The sequence below is a fragment of the Sporichthyaceae bacterium genome (genome assembly GCA_036269075.1).
GTDB lineage: Bacteria > Actinomycetota > Actinomycetes > Sporichthyales > Sporichthyaceae > DASQPJ01.
Window position 1 is genome coordinate 38,710 of the sequence record DATASX010000004.1, and the last position, 18,674, is coordinate 57,383.

General features: G+C 71.2%; 19 protein-coding genes. 11 read left to right on the forward strand and 8 right to left on the reverse strand.

Features of this window, described 5'->3' with window-relative positions:
• Positions 1-58: 58 nt before the first annotated feature.
• From treZ to VHU88_00625, 3 genes are all read right to left on the reverse strand, one after another.
• Complete coding sequence (gene treZ / locus VHU88_00615) at positions 59-1,795, reverse strand: malto-oligosyltrehalose trehalohydrolase (GenBank protein ID HEX3610164.1); 1,737 nt, start codon at positions 1,793-1,795, stop codon at positions 59-61.
• A gap of 57 nt (positions 1,796-1,852) precedes the next feature.
• Positions 1,853-2,089, reverse strand: a complete 237-nt coding sequence (locus VHU88_00620; GenBank protein HEX3610165.1) for a hypothetical protein — start codon at positions 2,087-2,089, stop codon at positions 1,853-1,855.
• A gap of 151 nt (positions 2,090-2,240) precedes the next feature.
• On the reverse strand, positions 2,241-2,999 hold the full coding sequence (locus VHU88_00625; protein ID HEX3610166.1) for an ATP-binding protein: 759 nt from the start codon (positions 2,997-2,999) through the stop codon (positions 2,241-2,243).
• Between the two features lie 305 nt (positions 3,000-3,304).
• Between VHU88_00625 and VHU88_00630 the strand changes: the two genes are divergently transcribed.
• From VHU88_00630 to VHU88_00660, 7 genes are all read left to right on the forward strand, one after another.
• Complete coding sequence (locus tag VHU88_00630; GenBank protein ID HEX3610167.1) at positions 3,305-4,111, forward strand: STAS domain-containing protein; 807 nt, start codon at positions 3,305-3,307, stop codon at positions 4,109-4,111.
• Positions 4,111-4,530: an STAS domain-containing protein gene (locus VHU88_00635; protein ID HEX3610168.1), complete on the forward strand. Its 420-nt coding sequence runs from the start codon at positions 4,111-4,113 to the stop codon at positions 4,528-4,530. Before VHU88_00630 ends, VHU88_00635 begins: the two co-directional genes overlap by 1 nt.
• Positions 4,531-4,544: 14 nt before the next feature.
• Complete coding sequence (locus VHU88_00640) at positions 4,545-4,943, forward strand: ATP-binding protein (GenBank protein ID HEX3610169.1); 399 nt, start codon at positions 4,545-4,547, stop codon at positions 4,941-4,943.
• Positions 4,931-5,971, forward strand: coding sequence for an ATP-binding protein (locus VHU88_00645; protein ID HEX3610170.1), 1,041 nt, complete (start codon positions 4,931-4,933; stop codon positions 5,969-5,971). The genes VHU88_00640 and VHU88_00645 overlap by 13 nt, the downstream gene beginning before the upstream one ends.
• An 8-nt stretch (positions 5,972-5,979) precedes the next feature.
• Positions 5,980-7,710 (forward strand): ATP-binding protein, encoded by a 1,731-nt coding sequence (locus VHU88_00650; GenBank protein HEX3610171.1) that lies wholly within the window; start codon positions 5,980-5,982, stop codon positions 7,708-7,710.
• Complete coding sequence (locus tag VHU88_00655; protein HEX3610172.1) at positions 7,707-9,278, forward strand: fused response regulator/phosphatase; 1,572 nt, start codon at positions 7,707-7,709, stop codon at positions 9,276-9,278. The genes VHU88_00650 and VHU88_00655 overlap by 4 nt, the downstream gene beginning before the upstream one ends.
• A gap of 162 nt (positions 9,279-9,440) precedes the next feature.
• Positions 9,441-10,412 carry a DMT family transporter gene (locus VHU88_00660; GenBank protein HEX3610173.1) on the forward strand — a complete coding sequence of 324 codons (972 nt, stop codon included), beginning with the start codon at positions 9,441-9,443 and terminating at the stop codon, positions 10,410-10,412.
• Here the strand turns inward: VHU88_00660 and VHU88_00665 are convergent.
• On the reverse strand, positions 10,336-10,905 hold the full coding sequence (locus tag VHU88_00665; protein ID HEX3610174.1) for a hypothetical protein: 570 nt from the start codon (positions 10,903-10,905) through the stop codon (positions 10,336-10,338). The two genes, VHU88_00660 and VHU88_00665, sit on opposite strands and share 77 nt — an antisense overlap.
• Positions 10,906-11,285: 380 nt before the next feature.
• Here VHU88_00665 and VHU88_00670 point away from each other — a divergent pair, with 380 nt between their 5' ends.
• Positions 11,286-11,627, forward strand: a complete 342-nt coding sequence (locus VHU88_00670) for a DUF3040 domain-containing protein (protein ID HEX3610175.1) — start codon at positions 11,286-11,288, stop codon at positions 11,625-11,627.
• 8 nt (positions 11,628-11,635) lie between these two features.
• Here VHU88_00670 and VHU88_00675 read toward each other — a convergent pair whose 3' ends face one another.
• Positions 11,636-12,658 carry a M23 family metallopeptidase gene (locus VHU88_00675; GenBank protein HEX3610176.1) on the reverse strand — a complete coding sequence of 341 codons (1,023 nt, stop codon included), beginning with the start codon at positions 12,656-12,658 and terminating at the stop codon, positions 11,636-11,638.
• Between the two features lie 175 nt (positions 12,659-12,833).
• Between VHU88_00675 and VHU88_00680 the strand changes: the two genes are divergently transcribed.
• The 3 genes from VHU88_00680 to VHU88_00690 all read left to right on the forward strand — a co-directional run bounded on the left by VHU88_00680 (position 12,834) and on the right by VHU88_00690 (position 15,546).
• Complete coding sequence (locus VHU88_00680; GenBank protein ID HEX3610177.1) at positions 12,834-13,904, forward strand: saccharopine dehydrogenase C-terminal domain-containing protein; 1,071 nt, start codon at positions 12,834-12,836, stop codon at positions 13,902-13,904.
• Positions 13,905-13,975: 71 nt separating this feature from the next.
• Positions 13,976-14,215: a hypothetical protein gene (locus tag VHU88_00685; GenBank protein ID HEX3610178.1), complete on the forward strand. Its 240-nt coding sequence runs from the start codon at positions 13,976-13,978 to the stop codon at positions 14,213-14,215.
• On the forward strand, positions 14,212-15,546 hold the full coding sequence (locus VHU88_00690; protein HEX3610179.1) for an aromatic ring-hydroxylating dioxygenase subunit alpha: 1,335 nt from the start codon (positions 14,212-14,214) through the stop codon (positions 15,544-15,546). The genes VHU88_00685 and VHU88_00690 overlap by 4 nt, the downstream gene beginning before the upstream one ends.
• 7 nt (positions 15,547-15,553) lie before the next feature.
• On the opposite strand, the gene VHU88_00695 is transcribed toward VHU88_00690, so the two are convergent.
• Genes VHU88_00695 through VHU88_00705 form a run of 3 tightly spaced genes read right to left on the reverse strand, consistent with a single transcriptional unit; the run spans position 15,554 to position 18,672 of the window.
• Positions 15,554-16,336 carry an enoyl-CoA hydratase-related protein gene (locus VHU88_00695; protein HEX3610180.1) on the reverse strand — a complete coding sequence of 261 codons (783 nt, stop codon included), beginning with the start codon at positions 16,334-16,336 and terminating at the stop codon, positions 15,554-15,556.
• A 3-nt stretch (positions 16,337-16,339) separates the two neighbouring features.
• Positions 16,340-17,485, reverse strand: a complete 1,146-nt coding sequence (locus VHU88_00700; GenBank protein HEX3610181.1) for an acyl-CoA dehydrogenase family protein — start codon at positions 17,483-17,485, stop codon at positions 16,340-16,342.
• Positions 17,482-18,672: a MaoC family dehydratase N-terminal domain-containing protein gene (locus VHU88_00705; GenBank protein HEX3610182.1), complete on the reverse strand. Its 1,191-nt coding sequence runs from the start codon at positions 18,670-18,672 to the stop codon at positions 17,482-17,484. The genes VHU88_00700 and VHU88_00705 overlap by 4 nt, the downstream gene beginning before the upstream one ends.
• Between the last annotated feature and the right edge of the window lie 2 nt (positions 18,673-18,674).

Consider the following 18,674-nt stretch of genomic DNA (forward strand, 5'->3'; position numbering starts at 1 on the left):
CGACACCGCCGTCTGCCCGAAAACCGCCGCCGTCAACCAACGCGGCGGCCCGGCTACGTCACGTCGCCAGCAGGATCGCCACAGTGTCCGCCGGGAGCTCGACGACCGCGCCCGCCAGGCGGATCCCGGGGTCGCTGGTGGCAAGCGCCACCGAGCCGTCCGGCACGTCCACCCGCGCGGTTGCCCGGCCCAGGTTGACGGTCACCAGGACCGGTCCACGCCGCACTTTCAGCACGTCGGCAGCGGCTTCGACCGAGACCGCATCGAGTCGCGGATCGGTCAGCGCGGGAATGCGTCGACGCAGTGCGATCAAGTTCCGGTACCAGTCGAGCAGGCCGCGGTGGGGGGCGCGCGCCGGCTCGGTCCAGTCCAGCCGGGACCGCTGGAACGTCGCAGGGTCCTGCGGGTCGGGCACCTCCTCCGGGTTCCAGCCGAAGGCCGCGAACTCGGTGCGCCGCCCGGCACTGACCGCGGCGCCGAGTTCGGCGTCGGGGTGGTCGGTGAAGTACAGGAACGGAGCGCTCGCGCCCCACTCCTCACCGGCGAACAGCATCGGGGTGAACGGGCCGGTGAGCAGCAGCGCGGCGGCGATCCGCAGTCGGCCGGGGCTGGTCAGCTCGGGCAGCCGTTGTCCGATCGCGCGGTTGCCGACCTGGTCGTGATTCTGGGTGGAGACCACGAACTGATGGCCCGTCAGACCGGTTGGCGGGCGCCCGTGGATCCGCTCGCGGTGGGCGGACCAGCAGCCGTCGTAGACCCAGGCCTGCCGCAATGCCTTGGCGAGCAATTCGACCGGGCCGAAGTCGCGGTAGTAGCCGTCGGTCTCCCCGGTCAGCGTGGCGTGCAGTGCGTGGTGCCACTCGTCGGCCCAGGCCGCGTCCAGGCCGTATCCACCGTTTCCGCGCGGGCGCACGAACTTCGGGTCGTTGAGATCGGACTCGGCGATCAGGAAGAGCGGCCGGCGGACGTGTGCGCCCAGGGCCGTGACCTCGGCAACCAACTCCTCGAGCAAGTGGGTCGCGGAGTCGTCGATCAAGGCGTGGACGGCGTCGAGGCGCAGCCCGTCGCAGTGGTAGTCGCGCAGCCACAGCAGGGCGTTGTCCACGAAGAACCGGCGCACCTCGACCGAGCCGGGACCATCGAGGTTGACCGCGTCGCCCCAGTTGGTGTGGTGCCGATCGCTGAAGTACGGGCCGTACTCGCCCAGGTAGTTCCCGGCCGGACCGAGGTGGTTGTAGACGACGTCCATGATCACGCCGATCCCGGCCGCATGCGCCGCGTCGACGAAGCGTTTCAGGCCCTCCGGGCCGCCATAGGCGGCGTGCGGAGCGAACAGGTCAACGCCGTCGTAGCCCCATCCCCGGCGGCCCGGGAACGCAGCCACCGGCAGCAGTTCGACCGCGTCGATGCCTAGTTCCACCAAGTACGGGAGCCGTTCGATCGCGCCGTCGAAGGTTCCGGCGGGCGTGAACGTGCCGACGTGCAACTCGTAGAGCACGGTCCCGGGCAGCGCCAGTCCGCGCCAGTGCTGGTCGGTCCAGGCGAACGCGGTGTGGTCGACGACTTCCGAGCACCCGTCGACGCCGTCGGGTTGGGCCGCCGATCGGGGGTCAGGACGCACCGGACCGCAGTCCAGGCTGAACCCGTACCGGGTGCCTGGACCGGCCTGCTCCACCACCGCGGTCCACGTGCCGGGCCGGTCCGCGGCAGGGCGCATGGGCAGCCGAACGCCGGCGCCGTCGAGCACGACCTCGACGGCGCCGGCGTTCGGTGCCCAGACCGTGAACGTGTGCACTGCTGCCTCCCGGCTCGGCACCGCGCATTATCCCGGGCGGCAGCCCCGGATCGGGACTCAGGACTTGTCGGCGGCCCGCTGCTTGTTCTCGTAGACGCGGGCCTTGGCCAGGTGCGATTCCGCCTTGGCCTGCTCGCGCAACGCGCGCAGCTTCTCGGTGCCCTTGCCCTGCTGCGCCTCGCCGGACTGGATCAGACCCTCCCGGTTGAGCACATGGCCGATGATCTCCTTGTTGAGTCCGACGACCTTGTCCAGCAGACCGATCGCGTGACCCGGATTGATACGGGTGTCCATTCGACATCCCCCTTCTCCAGTCGGAAGCAACGTTCGCTGTCGTGCTGCCCAGTCGGGTCCGGTGCAAACAACTGCAAGCACCCAGTTCGCGTCGCCCACGTCACGCCCGGACGGTCGGCTACTCCATGCCGAATTCAGATCTGACGCGATGTCAGACGTAATCGACGTCGGCCAGGGTGGCCAGGCCGCAGATCTCCACCACGGTCGCGACCACCGATCCGGCGCGCACCCGCAGGCGCAGCGACCGCGCCGCCTGCTCGACCAGCACCGACACTCCGGCGCTGTCGAGGTAGTCCACGTCGAGCAGGTCCACGGTCAACGTGGTGTCGCCCGGCGCGGCAGCGGCGAACGCCTCCCGCAGGGCCGAGCATCCCGTTATGTCGATCTCACCGCTGAGCGCCACCGCGGCCGGGCCGGATTGCTGGATGCGCAGTCGCGGCGGGGCATCGTCCACCGGCGAGCCGCCGAAGTCCCGCGAACCCTGTACCAAGACGCGCTCCTTATGCAGTTCGACGACCGTACCGGCCGCGCCGGTTCGGAGGAGGCAGCGGTCCGTCAGGCCCTTCATCAGCAACAGACCGCGTCCTCGGTTAACGCAACTACCCGGATCCGGTGCCTTCCACCGCCCGTGGTCGACTACCAGCAGGCGCGCCCGGTCCGCCGCCAGCGCGGCCTGCACCCAGGCCCCGGAGTGACCGTCCACCGGCCCGGCTCCGGAATGATCCACCACGTTCGCACACGCCTCGCCCAGCGCGATCAGCAACTCGTCGAAAGCTCGGCCGTCCGCGCCGGCCGCCCGCAACCAGGCACCGACCCGATCGCGGACGGCGACCACGGCCGCCGCCCCGCCCGCCGGGTCGAACTCCACGCGCAGCGCCCCGACCGGCTCCGGCGAACCACTCACTGCCATGGCCGACCCCCCGGGCACTTCGCCCTCCGTCCCCCGTCGGCGACCGGCGCGGACCCGGCCCGTGGAGGCCATTCGGAGTCCGGACAGGGGCGGCTGCGGTGTATCGAGCATGGTCGGGCCAGTTCCGGCAACCAGTTTCGCTTTGTGTACCGGGTTCGGGCCGGGGCGAACAGGCTACGGCTTATCGTGCCCTGCCACCCAGCCGATCCGCGCAGCGTGGTGGATGCGAGTGTGGTCCTGCACGTCCTTTGGTCCTGAGGAATGAGGTCTCGGTGTCCGGTGCGACTGGGTCACTGAAAGGTTTGTTGACTGACCGCGAGGAGATCCTCGACGACTGGGTCGCGATCACCGGTCAACGGCTGCGTGGTCGGGTGACCGAGGCGGAACTGCGCCGCGAGCAGGCCACCCTGCTCGACGCGGTGACCGCCGGGCTGGACTCCGGCGCGCTCGAGGTCGACGACGAGGCCTTCGCCGGGGCGCGGGCGCTGCTCGAGGAGCTCTCCTACACCCGAGCCCGGCAGGGATTCAGCCCGACCGAGACCTGCACGGCGGTCTTCGCCCTCAAGCAGGCGACGCAGAAAGCGTTGCAGGGCTCCGCCGGGGGCGTGCCGGAGTCGTTCCACGAGTTCGGCCGGATCATCGACCAGTTCGGCATGTTCACTTTCGAGGTGTTCACCGCCGCCCGGGAACGCATCATCGCCGAGCAGGCCGAGCAGTTGCTGGAACTGTCCACACCGGTGGTCAAGCTGTGGAACGGCGTGGTTGGCGTGCCGTTGGTCGGCACGCTGGACTCCGCCCGCACCCAGGTCGTCATGGAGAAGCTGCTACAGGCGCTGGTCGACACCGGCAGCGACCAGGCGATCATCGACATCACGGGGGTGCCGGCCGTGGACACGCAGGTGGCGCAGCACCTGCTGAAGACGGTGGTGGCCGCCCGCCTGATGGGCGCCGAGTGCATCATCAGCGGCATCCGCCCGCAGATCGCCCAGACAATCGTGTCGCTGGGCATCGAGTTCGGCGACATCCGGACCAAGTCCAACCTGGCCGACGCACTGTTGCTGGCGATGCGCAACCAGGAGACTCGGGGTACACGCGCGACCGGCAAGTCCTGATGCAGTCCATCCCGATCCTGAAGCTGGGCTCGTTCCTGCTGGTGTCGGTCCAGATCGACCTCGACGACTCCAGCGCCCTGGGGCTCCAGGAGAGCTTGGCCGCCCGGATCGCGGAGACCCACGCCGCGGGCGTCCTGATCGACATCTCGGCCCTGGAGATCGTCGACAGCTTCATCGGCCGGATGCTCGCCACGATCGCCGCGACCTCCCGGGTGCTGGACGCCCGCACCGTCGTGGTCGGGATGCGCCCGGCCGTGGCGATCACCATGGTCGAACTCGGCCTGAACCTCGACGGCGTGCACACGGCGCTGGACACCGAGCGTGGTCTGGAGCTGCTGCGCGCCCTGACGGAGCTGCCGACCGACGCGAGTGCGAAGCAGCAGACGGACCCCGCCGAAGACGGCGCGGCGGTCCGCTAGTGGCCTCGCCCAGCGTGGAGACGCAGGACCTGCCGATCCGCGCGGATGAGGACGTAGTTCGAGTCCGCCAGGCCGTCCGGGTGCTGGCGGTGAGCGCGAAGCTTTCGCTGGTGGACCAGACGAAGCTGGTCACGGCGGCCAGCGAGCTGGCCCGCAACACCCTGATCCACGGTGGGGGCGGCAGGGCCCTGCTCGAGCTGGCCGTGGACGGGCGCCGCAGCGGCGTGCGGGCCGCGTTCGTCGACTCCGGGCCCGGCATCCCCGACGTGGCGCTGGCCCTGACCGACGGCTGGACCAGCGGATCGGGCCTGGGCCTGGGACTGTCCGGAGCCCGGCGCCTGGTGGACGGGTTCGTGCTGGGCGCCGAGCCGGGCGGCGGCACCCGCGTGGAGATCGTCAAGTGGGCCAGGTGAGCGCGTCGGCGCCACCGGTCCACGTCGAGGATCAACCGTGGATGCGCATCGAGCATCCCAGCGCGGTCGGGACCGCCCGGCGCGCGGCCGCGGCCCTGGCGGATCGGCTCGGTCTGGGCGAGTCGCGTGTGCACGAGATCGAGTTGGTGGTCAGCGAGGTCGCCGACAACCAACTCAAGCATGCGGGCGGCGGACGGCTGCTGCTGCGCGCGTTCCGGTCCACCGCCGGGCCGGGGCTCGGCCTGGTCGCCGTCGACGGCGGCCCGGGTATCGCCGATCTCGACTCGGCCACCCGCGACGGCCACTCCACGGCGGGGAGCCTGGGCATCGGGCTGGGCGCGGTGCTGCGGTTGTGCGACACCTGGGACGCGCACACCGCCCTGGGTCGTGGCACGGTGCTGTCCGTCGGCTTCGGCAACTGCGCGACCGTCGACGGGACGGGCCCGGGCGACGGCGGCGGCCTGACCCGTCCGATGACCGGGCAGGAGGCCTGTGGCGACGCCTGGGCGGTCCGCCGCGACGGCGCGACGGTCACCGGCCTGCTGGTCGACGGCCTCGGCCACGGGCCGCTGGCGGCGTCGGCGGCACAGACGGCCGTGCGAGCGTTCGTGGACGCCGATGCCGCGCCGCCCGCGGAACTGCTGGCCCGGATTCACCGGGCCCTGCAGGGCACCCGGGGAGCGGCGGTCGCCCTCGCGCAGATCAGCGAGGCGTCCGAACTGAGCTACGCCGGTATCGGCAACATCGCCGGCCACCTGCTCGGCGACGAGCGGCCGCGCCGGCTCACCTCGTTCCCGGGGATCGTCGGCGGCGCGGCCCGGACTCCCCGCGAGATCGCCTACCGACTGGAGTCCGACACTGTGGTGGTGCTGCACACCGACGGAATCAGCGAGAAGGTGAAACTCGACGCGGCCAGCGGCATCCTGCGCCGCACACCGACGGTGATCGGCGCCACCGTGCTGCGCGACCACGGCGTACGCAACGACGACGCCGGCGTTCTGGTGCTGCGCCCGGGCGCGGAGCCGTGACTGCGCTCGTGGGTGAAATCCTCCGTCTGGACTGGTTGACGGAGGCCGACATCTTCCGGACCCGACAGCGCGCCCGGGACGTGGCCGCCGCGGTCGGCCTGGACCGACAGGACCAGGTCCGGGTCGCGACGGCGGTGTCCGAGATCGGCCGACAGCTGTTCGGCCCGGAGCCGTCCAGCGTGGTTTTCCGGGTCGCGGGCGACCCGGCCCGCCTGCTGGTCGAGCTGTCCGCGCCGGCGCCCGCCGGTCCCGGGGGTGCGCTGGAGGAAAGTCCGGCCGGTCGGTTGGTCGACTCGCTGGAGGTGTACCGCGGGCCCGACCGGGTCGAGGTGCTGCTGATCAAGGGGTTGCGCCGGGCACCGAGCGTGCCCGAGACGGAGCAACTGCGCCTGGCCCTGCGCGCCGAGGAAAGCCGGTCCACGCCCCTGGAACAGCTGCGGGTGCAGAACGCCGACCTCATCGAGACCCTCGAGGAACTGCGCTCCCGGCAACGGGAACTGGCCGAGCTCAACATGGAACTGGTCTCCACCAACCAGGGCGTGCTGGCCATGTACTCGACGCTGTCGGCCGAACTCGACGCGACCAACCGTGGCGTGGTCGCGCTGTACGCCGAACTCGACGAGAGCAGCCGGCAACTGGCCGAGGCCAACGACGCCAAGTCGCGGTTCCTGCGCAGCGTCAGCCACGAACTGCGCGCGCCGGTCAACGCCATCATCGGGCTGACCGGACTACTGGTCTCCGGTCACCTCGACGCCGAGCAACGCCGCCAGGTCGACTACGTGACCGCCAGCGCCCGAACTGTGCTCGACCTGGTCAACGAATTGCTCGACCTGGCCCGGGCCGAGTCCGGCCGGCTGAACATCGAGGTCACCGAGTTCGAACTGCGACCGCTGCTGGAGGAGCTGGCCGCCACCGCGCGTCCCCTGCTCGTCGGGCGTGGCGTGGCGATCGTCGTCGACGGGTCCGAACCGTCCACCGTGGCCTGCGACCGTGACCTGCTCACCCGCGTGCTGCGCAACCTGCTGACCAACGCGCTGGCGTTCACCGTGCAGGGCGAGATCAGCATCAGTGCCCGGCAGGCGAGCGAGGGGATCGTGGGGATCGCGGTGGCCGACACCGGCATCGGGATAGCGCCGGAGCACATCGAGAGTGTGTTCGAGGAGTTCTTCCAGGTGCCCAACCATCTCCAGTCCAGCCGCCACGGGACCGGCTTGGGACTGGCCTACGCGCGGCGGGTCACCCGCGCGCTGGGCGGGGACCTGGAGCTGGACAGCGTCCCCGGCGTAGGCAGCACATTCACGGTGACACTGCCCGCGGCCACCGGGCAGCCCCTCGAGCACCCGACCGAGGTTCGGGTCGGGCACGTCCTGCTGGTCGACGACGACCCGGCATTCCGCCTGCGGCTGCGCGAGCTGCTGAGCGGTGTCGCCGGGAAGGTGTCCGAGGCCGGGGACGGTGCCGGTGCTTTCGCCGAGATCGCCGCCGAGCGCCCCGACCTGCTGCTGCTGGACCTGCGCATGCCCGACCGCAGCGGTGCCGACCTGTTCGCGCAGCTGCGATCGGACCCGGAGCCGGCGGTACGGGACCTACCGACCATCCTGATGACCAGCGTTCCCATCGACGAGGCGGTGCGGCGCGCGGCCGAACCAGCCGCCGGGCTGTTGAGCAAGCGCAACCTGGACCGCTCCGGGCTGACGCGAGCGATCGCCCGGGCGTTGGGAGGCAGGGAGGAGTTGTGACGACTGCCGGACGGGTTCTGGTCGTCGACGACGTCGAGGCCAACCGATACGTGATCGCCAGCTGGCTGCGCCGCGAAGGATTCGAGGTCCTGGAGGCCGCCAACGGCGCCGAGGCGATGACGCGGGTGCGCGCCGAGGTCGACGTTGTCGTGCTGGATGTCCACCTGCCCGACATGTCCGGGTTCGAGGTTTGCGCCGCGATCAAGGCGGATCCCACGACCGCGGCGGTCCCGGTGATGCACGTCTCGGCGACCTCCGTCGACCCCGACTCCCGGACCCGCGGGCTCGACGCCGGCGCCGAGGCGTACCTGATCGAGCCGCTGGACGTGGAGGAGTTCCTCGCGACGGTCCGCTCGCTGGCCCGTTCCGGGGAGTCCAGGAGGCGCAGCGACCGCTCGGTGGATCAGTTGACCCGCCTGGCGAATGCCACCACCCGGATCAACGCGGCGGACAGCCTGGGTGATCTGCTCTCGGCCCTGGTCACCGGTGCCGCGAGCATCCTCGACCGGCCGGTGCTGGCCGAGGCCAGCTTCGACGAGGCGCGCGGCGCCCGCGCGGTATGCGCCGCACCCGGTGTGGCAGCGGTCGTGGAGAGCACGACCGAACCGCCGGCCGACGCCCCGGGTGCCGGCTTCACCCTGCTCGAGCATCCGCCGTCGACCTGGACCCGAGCCCTGTCCACCGCGGGTGTCGGGGCCCGGCGCTGGCTGCTGTGCCCGGTCGCCGGGCAGCGCCGCCCCGCCGCGGCGCTGGCCGTGGCGATCGACGACGAGGCGCCGCTGCCGGGCTTCGAACTCGGTCTGCTGCGTCAGTTGACGATCGCCGCCGGTGTCGCCCTGGACAACCTGCGCGCCTACACCACCGAGCACCTGATCGCGCTCACCCTGCAACGTGCGCTGCTGCCCGGGGCGCTGCCGGTGGTCGAGGGCCTGGACCTCGAGGCCCGCTACTTCGCCGCAGAGGAAGGCATCAGCGTCGGCGGAGACTTCTACGACGCGTTCGGCCTGGACGACGGACGCACCGCCGTCGTCGTGGGCGACGTGCAGGGCCACTCGCTGCATGCCGCGACGGTGATGGCCGAACTGCGCTTCTCGTTGCGCGCGTTCCTCAGCGAGAATAACTCCGCGGCCCGCGTGCTTACGCTGCTGGACGACCTGATGCGCCGCAACCACCCGCGCGAGACCGCGACCCTGGCCCTGCTGGTGATCGACGCCGACCGACGCGGTGTGGAGGTCGCCAACGCCGGGCACATCCCGCCCCTGCTGCTGAGCTCCGGCGAGGCAAGGTTCCTGCGCGAGTCCAGCCCGCTGCTCGGCATCATTCCCAAGGCCCACACCGCGCACCGGGTGCATCTGCCCGAACCCTGCGTGCTGGCCCTGGTCACGGACGGTCTGGTGGAACGCCGGGGGCAGAACCTGGCGGACGGCATGGAGACCATGCGCGCGGCGCTGCTGGGGGCCGCGACCCTGGACCCGATCACGCTGGCGGACGTGCTCGTCGAGCGGTTCGCCACCGGTCCCGCCTCCGACGACATAGCACTGCTGCTGGCCTGCATCCACCCGGCCTGAAACTGGCGTCGGGCCGCGCATCTGACGCCGTGTCACCGCGCAGCCGTACCTACCCGCCGGCGCGGATTCCATGAGTCCGCGCCGGGCCCGCGGGGTTCCCACCCACCGCGCCGGGGAAGACGCCCCGCATCGACCAGACGGGCAGCTTGGGAGCGGCACGCGATGGATCTTCCGGTGATCGGGCTGAGTCTGGGGTCTGCGGCCGCGACAGCCGCGTCCACGGTGCTCAAGCAACGCACCGCGACCCGGACGCCTCCGGTGCGGGGCGCCGGTACGGCCGGGCTGCGCCGGTTGATCTCCGCGACCGTCACCCAGCCGTTGTGGGCGGCTGCCCTGGTCGCGGACTTCCTCGGGGTCGGACTGCAGGTGGTGGCGCTGCACTACGGGGCACTGGCCCTGGTCCAGCCATTGCTGGTGACCGGGTTGCTGTTCGCGCTCCTGCTCGGCCACATCGGGCGAAAGCCGCCGAGCGTCCGCGAGATCGGCTGGGCGCTGACGGTAGGCGGCAGCCTCGTCGGATTCCTGCGGGTGTCCGGAGCACTGGATACCGCGCCGCGGGTGCACGTCCACCCGATTCACGCCACGATCTTCGCCGCCTGCCTCGGATTGGCCGTGGTGATCCTCGTCGTCGGCGGGCAACGGGACGTCCCACCGGCCGGACGGGCCGGGATGCTCGGGCTCGCGGTCGGAGCGATCTACGCGGTCACAGCCTCCTTGATCAAGGCGGCGACCGGAGTGTTCGCCGACCACGGAGCACTGGCACTGCTGCTCGGTTGGCAACTGTGGGCGGGCCTCGCCGTCGGCACGGTCGGTCTGATCCTCGGTCAGATCACCTTCCAGGCCGGGCCGCTGACCGCCAGCCTGCCCGCTATCTCGGCCGTCGACCCGTTGCTTTCAGTACTGATCGGCGTGGTCGTCTACGACGAGCACCTGCACCGCGGACCCGGCCACGGACTGCTCATGCTCGGCCTGGTCGCGGTCCTGGTCGTGGCCATCATCGGCTTGTCACGAATCGAGTCCACCGGGCGCACGGAGTCCGAGATGGCACCGGGCCGGTTCACGTCCAGGTGTGCCCCGGCGGGGGAACCTCAGCCGAGCGCCCGGTCCGGGTCGCATGGAGCATCGCCACCGTGACCGTCGCGGCGTGGTCGCGGCGCCGGGCCACCGCGGTGCGGGCACCGAATCCCGCGGCGCGGTCGGTGTACCAGGCCACCGAACCCAACGTCGGTCCGGCGCGGAACGTCAGCGGTTCGACATGCGCAGCCGCCAGGCCGTACCGGGCCGCTGCGGTCGCCCGGAACACCGGCCAGCGCTCCTCCCGGACGAGGTCGCCGACCAGCACCCCGCGGCGACTGCGGTCGGCCAGCACCCGCGGGCCCTGGCGCACCCGGGACTGGAGCAATTCGCACTGCTCGGCAAGCAGATTGCTGAACACCTCCACCGCATCCACGACCGGCGCGGCACCGGCCGGGCCCCCCGTACCGGGAACGAAAAGGCGGACCGCCACTCCCGCGGCGCCCAGGCGGCCGGCCCGCGCGCAGATCGCCTCGGCCATCACGACCCACCGCTGCACCCACCCGGCCCCCGCGGTCGCCCGCGCCGGTTCGACCACCAGCACCTGACCCACCCCCGTACCGATGCACCCCCGCGGCCATCGGTCTCGACCAACCACCCGGTTGGCCCGACGAAGCTGCGGACCGCAGGTGCTCCGGTCGGAGCACTCCCGGCACGCCTTCGCCGACACCCGTTACCAACTGATTGGTTGGAACTTCTGGGTCCACTGTGCGCGGGCGGCACCGTTCGGGCCAATGCGCTACTCCGGACGGTGTGCCTCGGGAGCACCGAACGGCGGGAAGCTTCGCCCCCGGGTGATCGCTTCGCCCCCGGACAGCCGGCGGTGGCAGGTCTCACACGTCAGCCGAGCGTTTGTTCGGCGGTTCTGGGCAATCTCCGACCCGGGGACAGACGAATCAGCTCCGACCGGTGGAGCAACGAGGGGAATCGGCGATGACGTTGTCGCAGCAGGAACGTCAGCGCCTGCGGGAGATCGAGGCCGCGCTGTCCGCGGACAGCCCTAACCTGGCCCGCCGAATGCGGGCGTTCGCCGTCGCACGGTCCCCCCACGCCCCCGGACTGTGCGCAGCCGGACGGACCAATGCGGACGGCCCGACAGCGCGCCGAATCCTCGCGGTAGCCGTGATGGTGGTCGTCATGCTGTTGACGATCGGCGAACTCTGCCCCTCCGGGGCCAATGCCGGGTCCTGCGGGAGCGTGAGCGCGTCGCTGGGCTCCGCCGTGCAGGTCCCTTGCTCGGCCCCGGCCTGCCCGGGACCCGACTGCGTTCTCTGAGCCGGGACTCAGTTCGCCCGCGCGGACACCCAGGTCCCGACCGGCTGCCACCCGGCGGTGTCGTGGAACCAGACCATTGCCCGGTAGGTCGAGTCCTCGTCGAGTTGGTCGAAGACCACTGAGGTGGCCGTGTGCGGCAGGTCGCGGTGCCGTTCACGCCGGCACTCATCCCACTGGTGCGCCTCGGGGTGGTACTTGCCCAGCTCGACGCGGATCGCGTCCACCCCGGGTCCGGCCGGCGACCAGGACACCGCCAATGACGCGGTGCCCGCATTCAGGCCCACCCAGCCCATGCCGGACGACCCGGGCATCGCCGTCCGATGCGCGGGCAGGCACGAGTCGGAGCCGGCCGGCAGCACGTAGTGCTTGGGCATGTCGTCGATGCGGCGGACCACACCGAGCGCCAAGGGCCACGCCTGCACGCCCCCGGTCGTGCAGGCCAGCAGGTTGCCGTCGGGTTGCCCGGCGCCCTTGGTGCTGAACGGCACCGACGGGCCCTCGATCCCGTTGTGCCGCACCTGGAAGTCCAGATAGGTCTCGTCGCAGAACAACTTGCTCGAGTCCCCGGTGTTGCCCACGGTGCCCAGTCGGTCCCCGGCGGCCACCGCTTGGCCGTCCCGAATGGCGATCTGCGACAGGTGCCCGTACTTGGACACCACGCCACCGCCATGGTCCACCCAGACCCAGGTCCCGAAATCCGTCTTGTCGCCAGTGCCGCACGCGTGGCCGTGCGCCTCCCCGATGTGCGCGATCCCGGCCCCCATCGCGAACACCCCGGCCTGCGAGGCCGGCCGCCCGTCGCGCTGCCCGGTCGGGATGACGTCGACGCCCCAGAACGTGTGGTGGAGCGGGCATCCCGGGTTGGTCATCGTGCAGTCGACCCGGGACTCCACCCGCAGCGGCCAGTACACCGGGTCGGAGAACACCACCCCGGGGGCCGGGTTGCCGGTCGCCTGGGCAGGCTGAATCAGCCAGCCGCCCAACAGCATCGCCAGAGCCACCACCGCCGGCCGGCGCGCACGAGTACCCACGGTCCCCCCAGACCGATCGCCGGTGCCGCCGGGCCCCCGTCCCGGCTCTGACGCACCGCCAGATCAGCAGCACCATGACCGAACCGACGGGCGCCCGGCGGCCGGACCGGAACGGACGTGAGGATCGACTGCGCCGTCCGGGCGACGGCAGGAGCGCACGCTCTATGCCCGGCACATGAAGCTGCGCGAGCTGCTGGCCTCCCGGGGTGACAACATCGGCCCGACCGCGATCCTCGACCACGGCGCGAATCCGGGCCTGGTCTCGCACTTCACCAAGGCGGCGCTGCTCGACATCGCGGAGAGGTGCCTGGCCGACGCCACGCTCCTTGAGCCCGGCGCACGGCGCGACGCGGTGACCGGCGCGGTCGCCGATCGCGACTGGGCCCGGCTGGCCCAGTCGCTCGGCGTCGCCACCATCCACATCAGCGAACGCGACACCCAGATCAGCGCGGAACCCAAGCGGGTCAACGAATTCGTCAACACCTGGTCGGTCGAGGGCTTCTACGAGGAAGGCATCGCCCCGGCCGGGATGGGCTGGGGAACCCACGAGCGCACCTTGCCGCCGGGAACCCGCACGCATGACGCGGGGCCCCGCAACCAAATCTGCATCGCCCACCCCGGAGCCCGCACCTGGGTGCGGTCCTGGGTGCCGTGCGGGGAGATCGTCGGCATGGTCATCCGCCACGGCGAGGCTTTCAGCATCTCCGACCGACTGACGGTCTGGGCGGACGACGCAGCCGTCTACCGGCCCACCGTGCACTACGCGTACTGCCCGGCCGACGCGGCGATCGCCAGCCTCCACGAGTTGGCGATGCGGGGCGACCGGCTCCAGACCGAGCAGCGCATCATGGGCGACGACATCATCGAGGGCCGCGACGAACTCGGAGTGCTGCTGATGGGCCACCCGCTGCGCTCCTGGTGGTACGGGTCGCTGCTGGACATCCACGAGACCCGCACCCTGGTCCCGCACCAGAACGCCACGACGCTGCAGGTCGCCGCCGCCGTACTGGCCGGCGTGCAGTGGATGTTGGACAACCCGAGCAGCGGCGTCCTGCTGCCCGACGACCTCCCGCACGAGGAGATCCTCGAGATCGCTCGGCCCTACCTCGGCCCGGTCGTGTCGGAGTCCGTCGACTGGAGCCCGCTCGACGACTGGCAGGAGCCGTTCCCCGGTGCGCGTCCCCGCCCGGCCGATGCCGACGCCTGGCAGTTCGGCACCATCCTGGTCCGCGGCTCGCAGGGCTGAGCCGGACGGGTGCGCCGTCGATAGTTTGCAACTAGACTATTTGGCGGCGCACGTGTCCGGGAGGTGACGGGTTGGTCTTCCGCCTGGAGCACCCCTTCAACGGCGCGATCTACGCCGCGCGCGAGGACGGCACGGTCGAGGTCAGCAAGGACGGCAGCACCGGCATCTTCGACATGTTCGGGTCCTGGGTGCGCGGCGAACTGCGGACGGCCGACCCGGAGTTGTGCCGCTGGGTCGGCACCCACGGGTACTCCCCCGCGTCGCGGCACCGCGCCGGGTTCGTCTCCGACGGCGGCGGGGAGCAGTCGTGACCGAACGCTCGCCGGGCCTCAGCTACGCGGACCTGCTGGACCACGACACCCACGAAGTACCGGATTTCCTGCGTCGCATGGGGCGCAGCGACTTCGGCACCGCCGACATCCCGGCCCGGTTCTACTTCGACCCGGAGATCGCGGCGTTGGAGAAGGACCGGATTTGGAAACGGGTCTGGCAGTTCGCCTGCCGTGAGGAGCGGCTGCGCAACCCCGGCGACCTCGAGGTCTACGAGGTCGCCGATCTCTCGATCCTGCTGGTGCGCGGCGAGGACGGCCGGATCCGCGGTTTCTGGAACTCCTGCCTGCACCGCGGCCGTCGGCTGCGCGACGCGGCCGGCGCGGCTGGTGAGCTGCAGTGCCAGTTCCACGGCTTCTGCTGGGATCTGACGGGGAATCTGAAACGGGTTCCGGCCCGGTGGGACTTCCCCCAGGTGACCGAGGAGAACTTCGAACTGCCGCAGGTGCGGGTCGACACCTGGGGCGGATTCGTGTTCGTCTGCCTCGACGACGCCCAGGTGCCGCTTCACGAATACCTGGGCGAGCTGACCGAACTGGACCACTGGGACCTCGCGGGCCGGTACACCGAGGCCCACGTGAGCAAGGTCCTCCCGTGCAACTGGAAGGTTGCGCAGGAGGCGTTCATGGAGTCCTTCCACGTGGTGACCACGCACCCGCAACTGCTGCGCGGCATCGGCGACGCGAATTCGCAGTACGACGCCTGGGACTGGGTGAGCCGGGCGATCACCCCGCGCGGGACGCCCAGCCCGCACCTGAACCATGAGCCGACCGAGCAGCAGATCTTCGACACGATGATGGGCCTCGGTCTGGACGACGCCCCACTGCTCACCCTGCCCGAGGACACCAGGGCCCGCACGGTGATCGCCGCGGCGACCCGCAAGCGACTGGCCCACTCCGTGGGCGATCGCGCCGCGACCCTGTCCGACTCCGAGTGCGTGGACACCTTCTTCTACACGGCTTTCCCGAACTTCCACCCGTGGGGCTCGTACAACCGGACCTGCTACCGGTTCCGGCCGAACGGCGCCGATCCGGAGACCTCGGTCATGGAGATCCTGGTGCTCTCCCCATTCCAGGGCCGGCGGCCGCCCGAGGCTCCGGTGCGCAGGCTGGGCCTCGCGGACTCGTTCCTCGATGCCGCCGAACTCGGCCCGCTGGCGCGGGTGTTCTTCCAGGACGAGTACAACGTCGGCGCGGTGCAGCGGGGCCTGCACTCACTGGTGGAGCACAAGTCCGGGGTCAGCTTCGCGGCCTACCAGGAGACGAAGATCCGGCACTTCTACGAGATCTACCGGGAACTGATGAAGGTCTGAGCCGGCGTCAGTTCCCGCCGGCCTCGTCGAGTTTGCGGAAGTCCGGGGCACGGCGGGCCAGGAATGCGCCGATCCCCTCCTTGGCCTCAGGCGATTTGAAGCACATGGCCTGGGCCACCGATTCGGCTTCGATCGCCGCCGCGAACGAGGTCTGTGCCGCAGCGTTGATCTGGGCCTTCATCAGCGACAGCGCGCGCCGCGGCCCGGCCGCGAGTCGCCTCGCCCAGTCCGCGGTCAGCGCGTCGAGTTCCGCGTCCGGCACGGCCGCGTTGACCATCCCCAGGTCGGCGGCCTGACGGCCCGTCAGACTCTGGCCGAAGAATGCGATCTCCTTGGCCTTCTGCGGCCCGAGCAGATGTGGCAGCGACCACGAACCGCCGCCGTCCAGGCCGATGCCCCGGGCGGCAAACACCTCGCCGAACACGGCGTCCTGCGCGGCGAGCACCAGGTCCGCGCACAGCGCCAGGTTGGCGCCGAGCCCGATCGCCCCGCCACGCACCGAGGCCAGCGTCGGGATCGGCAGGTCGCGCAGGGTGCGGCAGAGCACGCCGACGCGGCGCATGAACGTCAGCTCGTCCGGCGTGACCCGTTCGGTCAGGTCCATGCCCGAGCAGAACGACCCGGCCGCGCCGGTGAGCACGAGCACCCGGTCCGCCGGGGTCGCCGCGATCTCCTGCAACGCCGCGACGAACACCTCGACCAACTCGACCGTGATGCCGTTGCGGCGTTCCGGACGGTTCAGGGTCAGCACGACCACGCCGTCGGCGCGATCGACGAGCAGGATGCCCACGGTTCAGACCCCCAAGGTCGCGGCCAGTCGGACCCGGTGCGTGGCGGGATCGCCCAGCACCAACTGGTTGGCCAACGCGCGGCGGTAATACAGGTGCGCGTCGTGCTCCCAGGTGAAGCCGATCCCGCCGAAGATGTGCAACGACTCCCGGGCCAGCAGGACACCGGCCTCCCCGCACAGCGCGGCCGCCATGCTGGCCGCGGCCCGCAGCTCCCGCGCGGATCCGGGGGTCCGTTCGGCCAGGTGCCGATCGGCCGCGGCGATCGCCTCGTCGCGGGCCGAGCGGGCCAGTTCCACCTGCAGCAGCAGGTCGACGAGTCGGTGCTTGATCGCCTGGAACGACCCGATCTGCCGGTCGAACTGGACGCGCTCCTTAGCCCAGGCCACGGCCGTGTCCAGGCACTGCTGAGCCAGGCCCACCTGCTCGGCTGCCAGCACCGTCAACGTCAGGTCCAGGCCGACGGCCAACGCATCGGCGCCCCCGGCCGGCCCGATCACGATCGTCGCGCGCGCGCGGTCCAGGGCGATCTCGGCCATGCCCCGGGTGAGGTCCAACGTGGTCATGTCGCGGCGCAGCACCCCGGAGGCCCGGACGTCGAGGGCGGCCAGCACCACCCCGTCGCCGAGGTTCGCCGGCACCAGGAGTTCGTCGGCCGCGGTGCCGTCGACCACGAACGCGGTGCTTCCGGTCAATCGCACCCCACCGCCGGCCGGTTCGGCGTCGACGCTCGGTGCGAGCAACCCACCGCCGTGCGCATGCACCGGCGGCCACAGCACGGCCACCAGGGATCCCTGCGCGATCCGGCCGAGGACTGCGCCGGCCGCCGCCTCGGGTTCAGCCCCGAGCAGCACACCGGTAGCCATGCCCAGGCACGCCAAGGCCGGCACCGGCGCCAACGTTGCGCCGATCGCGTCGAAGCCGACCGCGAGATCGACGTAGCCACCGCCGAAACCCCCGCAGGACTCGGGAATCACCAGCCCACCGAGCCCGATCTGCTCGATCAACGTGCGCCACAGTTCGCGGTCGATCCGCGGCGGGCGCTCGTCGCCGAGGAACTGGCGCGGGCCGGGATGCCGGTCCAGACAGGCCCGGATCGTCGAGGCCAGGGCGACCCGGTCGGCGGCCGAGGAGGACGGCGCGACCGTCATCGGTCGGCCCGGGCCCGATCCCGTGCCGGGTTCGCGCCCTCGCGGGTCGGCAGCGCCACGGTGGCCGTGCCCGGCATGACGTCATCGCCGCGCTGATTGCGCGCGAACGTGCTGACGTCCACGAGGTGCTGGCCGTCGACCACCCGCTTGCCGGTCACCTCGCCGCCGAGGGTCACCGCGTCGGAGAGGTAGACGAAACCGCGGTACTGCGAGGTGAGCGCGCCGACCCAGCCGTCGTCACCGCACCAGTGCGTCATCAGCTGGATCTGCCAGCACTGCCGCTGGAATCCCACGTCGTACTGGAAAGCCACGCCCATCGCGTTGGCGGCGGCTTTGTTGTAGTGCACGGCGTAGATCGGTTCCTGGGCCCCCGTCAGCGGGTCGCGGAACGACCAGGCCGGGTGCAGGGCATAGTCGTGCAACGCGGCGGCGTGTGCTTTGAGCCGTGGGATCGGCGTCCCACCGCCGGCGATGAAGGCCACCTCGTCGGTGAGCCCGATCGGGCCCTTGGTCAAGGTCTCCAACGGCTGGCCGACGCTGACGTCCTCCCAGTAGCGCGGTTCCGCGCCGCGGGGCTGCTCGGCGAGCACCTGCGCCTCGATCGCGGCGACCTCGTCGGCCGTCCACGGGTGTGGGATCTCCAGGGCCCGTTCCCCGCTGCGCCCGCGGGCCTGCGCGCGTTCGAAGTTCATCACCTGCCAACGGATCTCGGCGACGGCCTCGCCACGCTGGTTCGTGTAGCGGTTCACGATCTGGTCGGTGACCATCCGGCCGGCGAAGCTGGACTGCGTCGGCCCGCTGAACCCGTCGTAGTGGCAGGTCGGCACGATCGAGTCGCCCCAGTAGATCGGCGCGAGCAGCTCCATCTGCGTTGCGCAGTGGAAGGAACCCAAGCCGGGCCAGCCGAACTGGATGCCGGAGAAGCAACTGATCACGAAGGACGGCGGGGCCACCGGGGCCCCGTAGGCGGAGGCTCGGCCGCGGTCCGCGTCGGTCCACAACGGGTTGATGTCGCCGATGCCGCCCGCGAACTTCGCCACCGCGATGCGGGTGACTTCCTCGTTGTTGATCGAGTGCTCGATGCGCATCTGCGCACCGACCTTCTCCTGCATCCGGGCCACCATCTCCTCGGTGATGACGGCTTCCGGCATGCGCGCCTCGGCGGCGCGGTCAGCTGTCGTGGTCACGT

What these genes read in the sequence shown, in the direction of transcription:
- VHU88_00635 (HEX3610168.1), top strand. Translation starts at nt 4,111, where the DNA reads ATGCAGTCCATCCCGATCCTGAAGCTGGGCTCGTTCCTGCTGGTGTCG.
- VHU88_00670 (HEX3610175.1), top strand. Translation starts at nt 11,286, where the DNA reads ATGACGTTGTCGCAGCAGGAACGTCAGCGCCTGCGGGAGATCGAGGCC.
- VHU88_00625 (HEX3610166.1), bottom strand. Translation starts at nt 2,999, where the DNA reads ATGGCAGTGAGTGGTTCGCCGGAGCCGGTCGGGGCGCTGCGCGTGGAG.
- VHU88_00660 (HEX3610173.1), top strand. Translation starts at nt 9,441, where the DNA reads ATGGATCTTCCGGTGATCGGGCTGAGTCTGGGGTCTGCGGCCGCGACA.
- VHU88_00620 (HEX3610165.1), bottom strand. Translation starts at nt 2,089, where the DNA reads ATGGACACCCGTATCAATCCGGGTCACGCGATCGGTCTGCTGGACAAG.
- VHU88_00700 (HEX3610181.1), bottom strand. Translation starts at nt 17,485, where the DNA reads ATGACGGTCGCGCCGTCCTCCTCGGCCGCCGACCGGGTCGCCCTGGCC.
- VHU88_00680 (HEX3610177.1), top strand. Translation starts at nt 12,834, where the DNA reads ATGAAGCTGCGCGAGCTGCTGGCCTCCCGGGGTGACAACATCGGCCCG.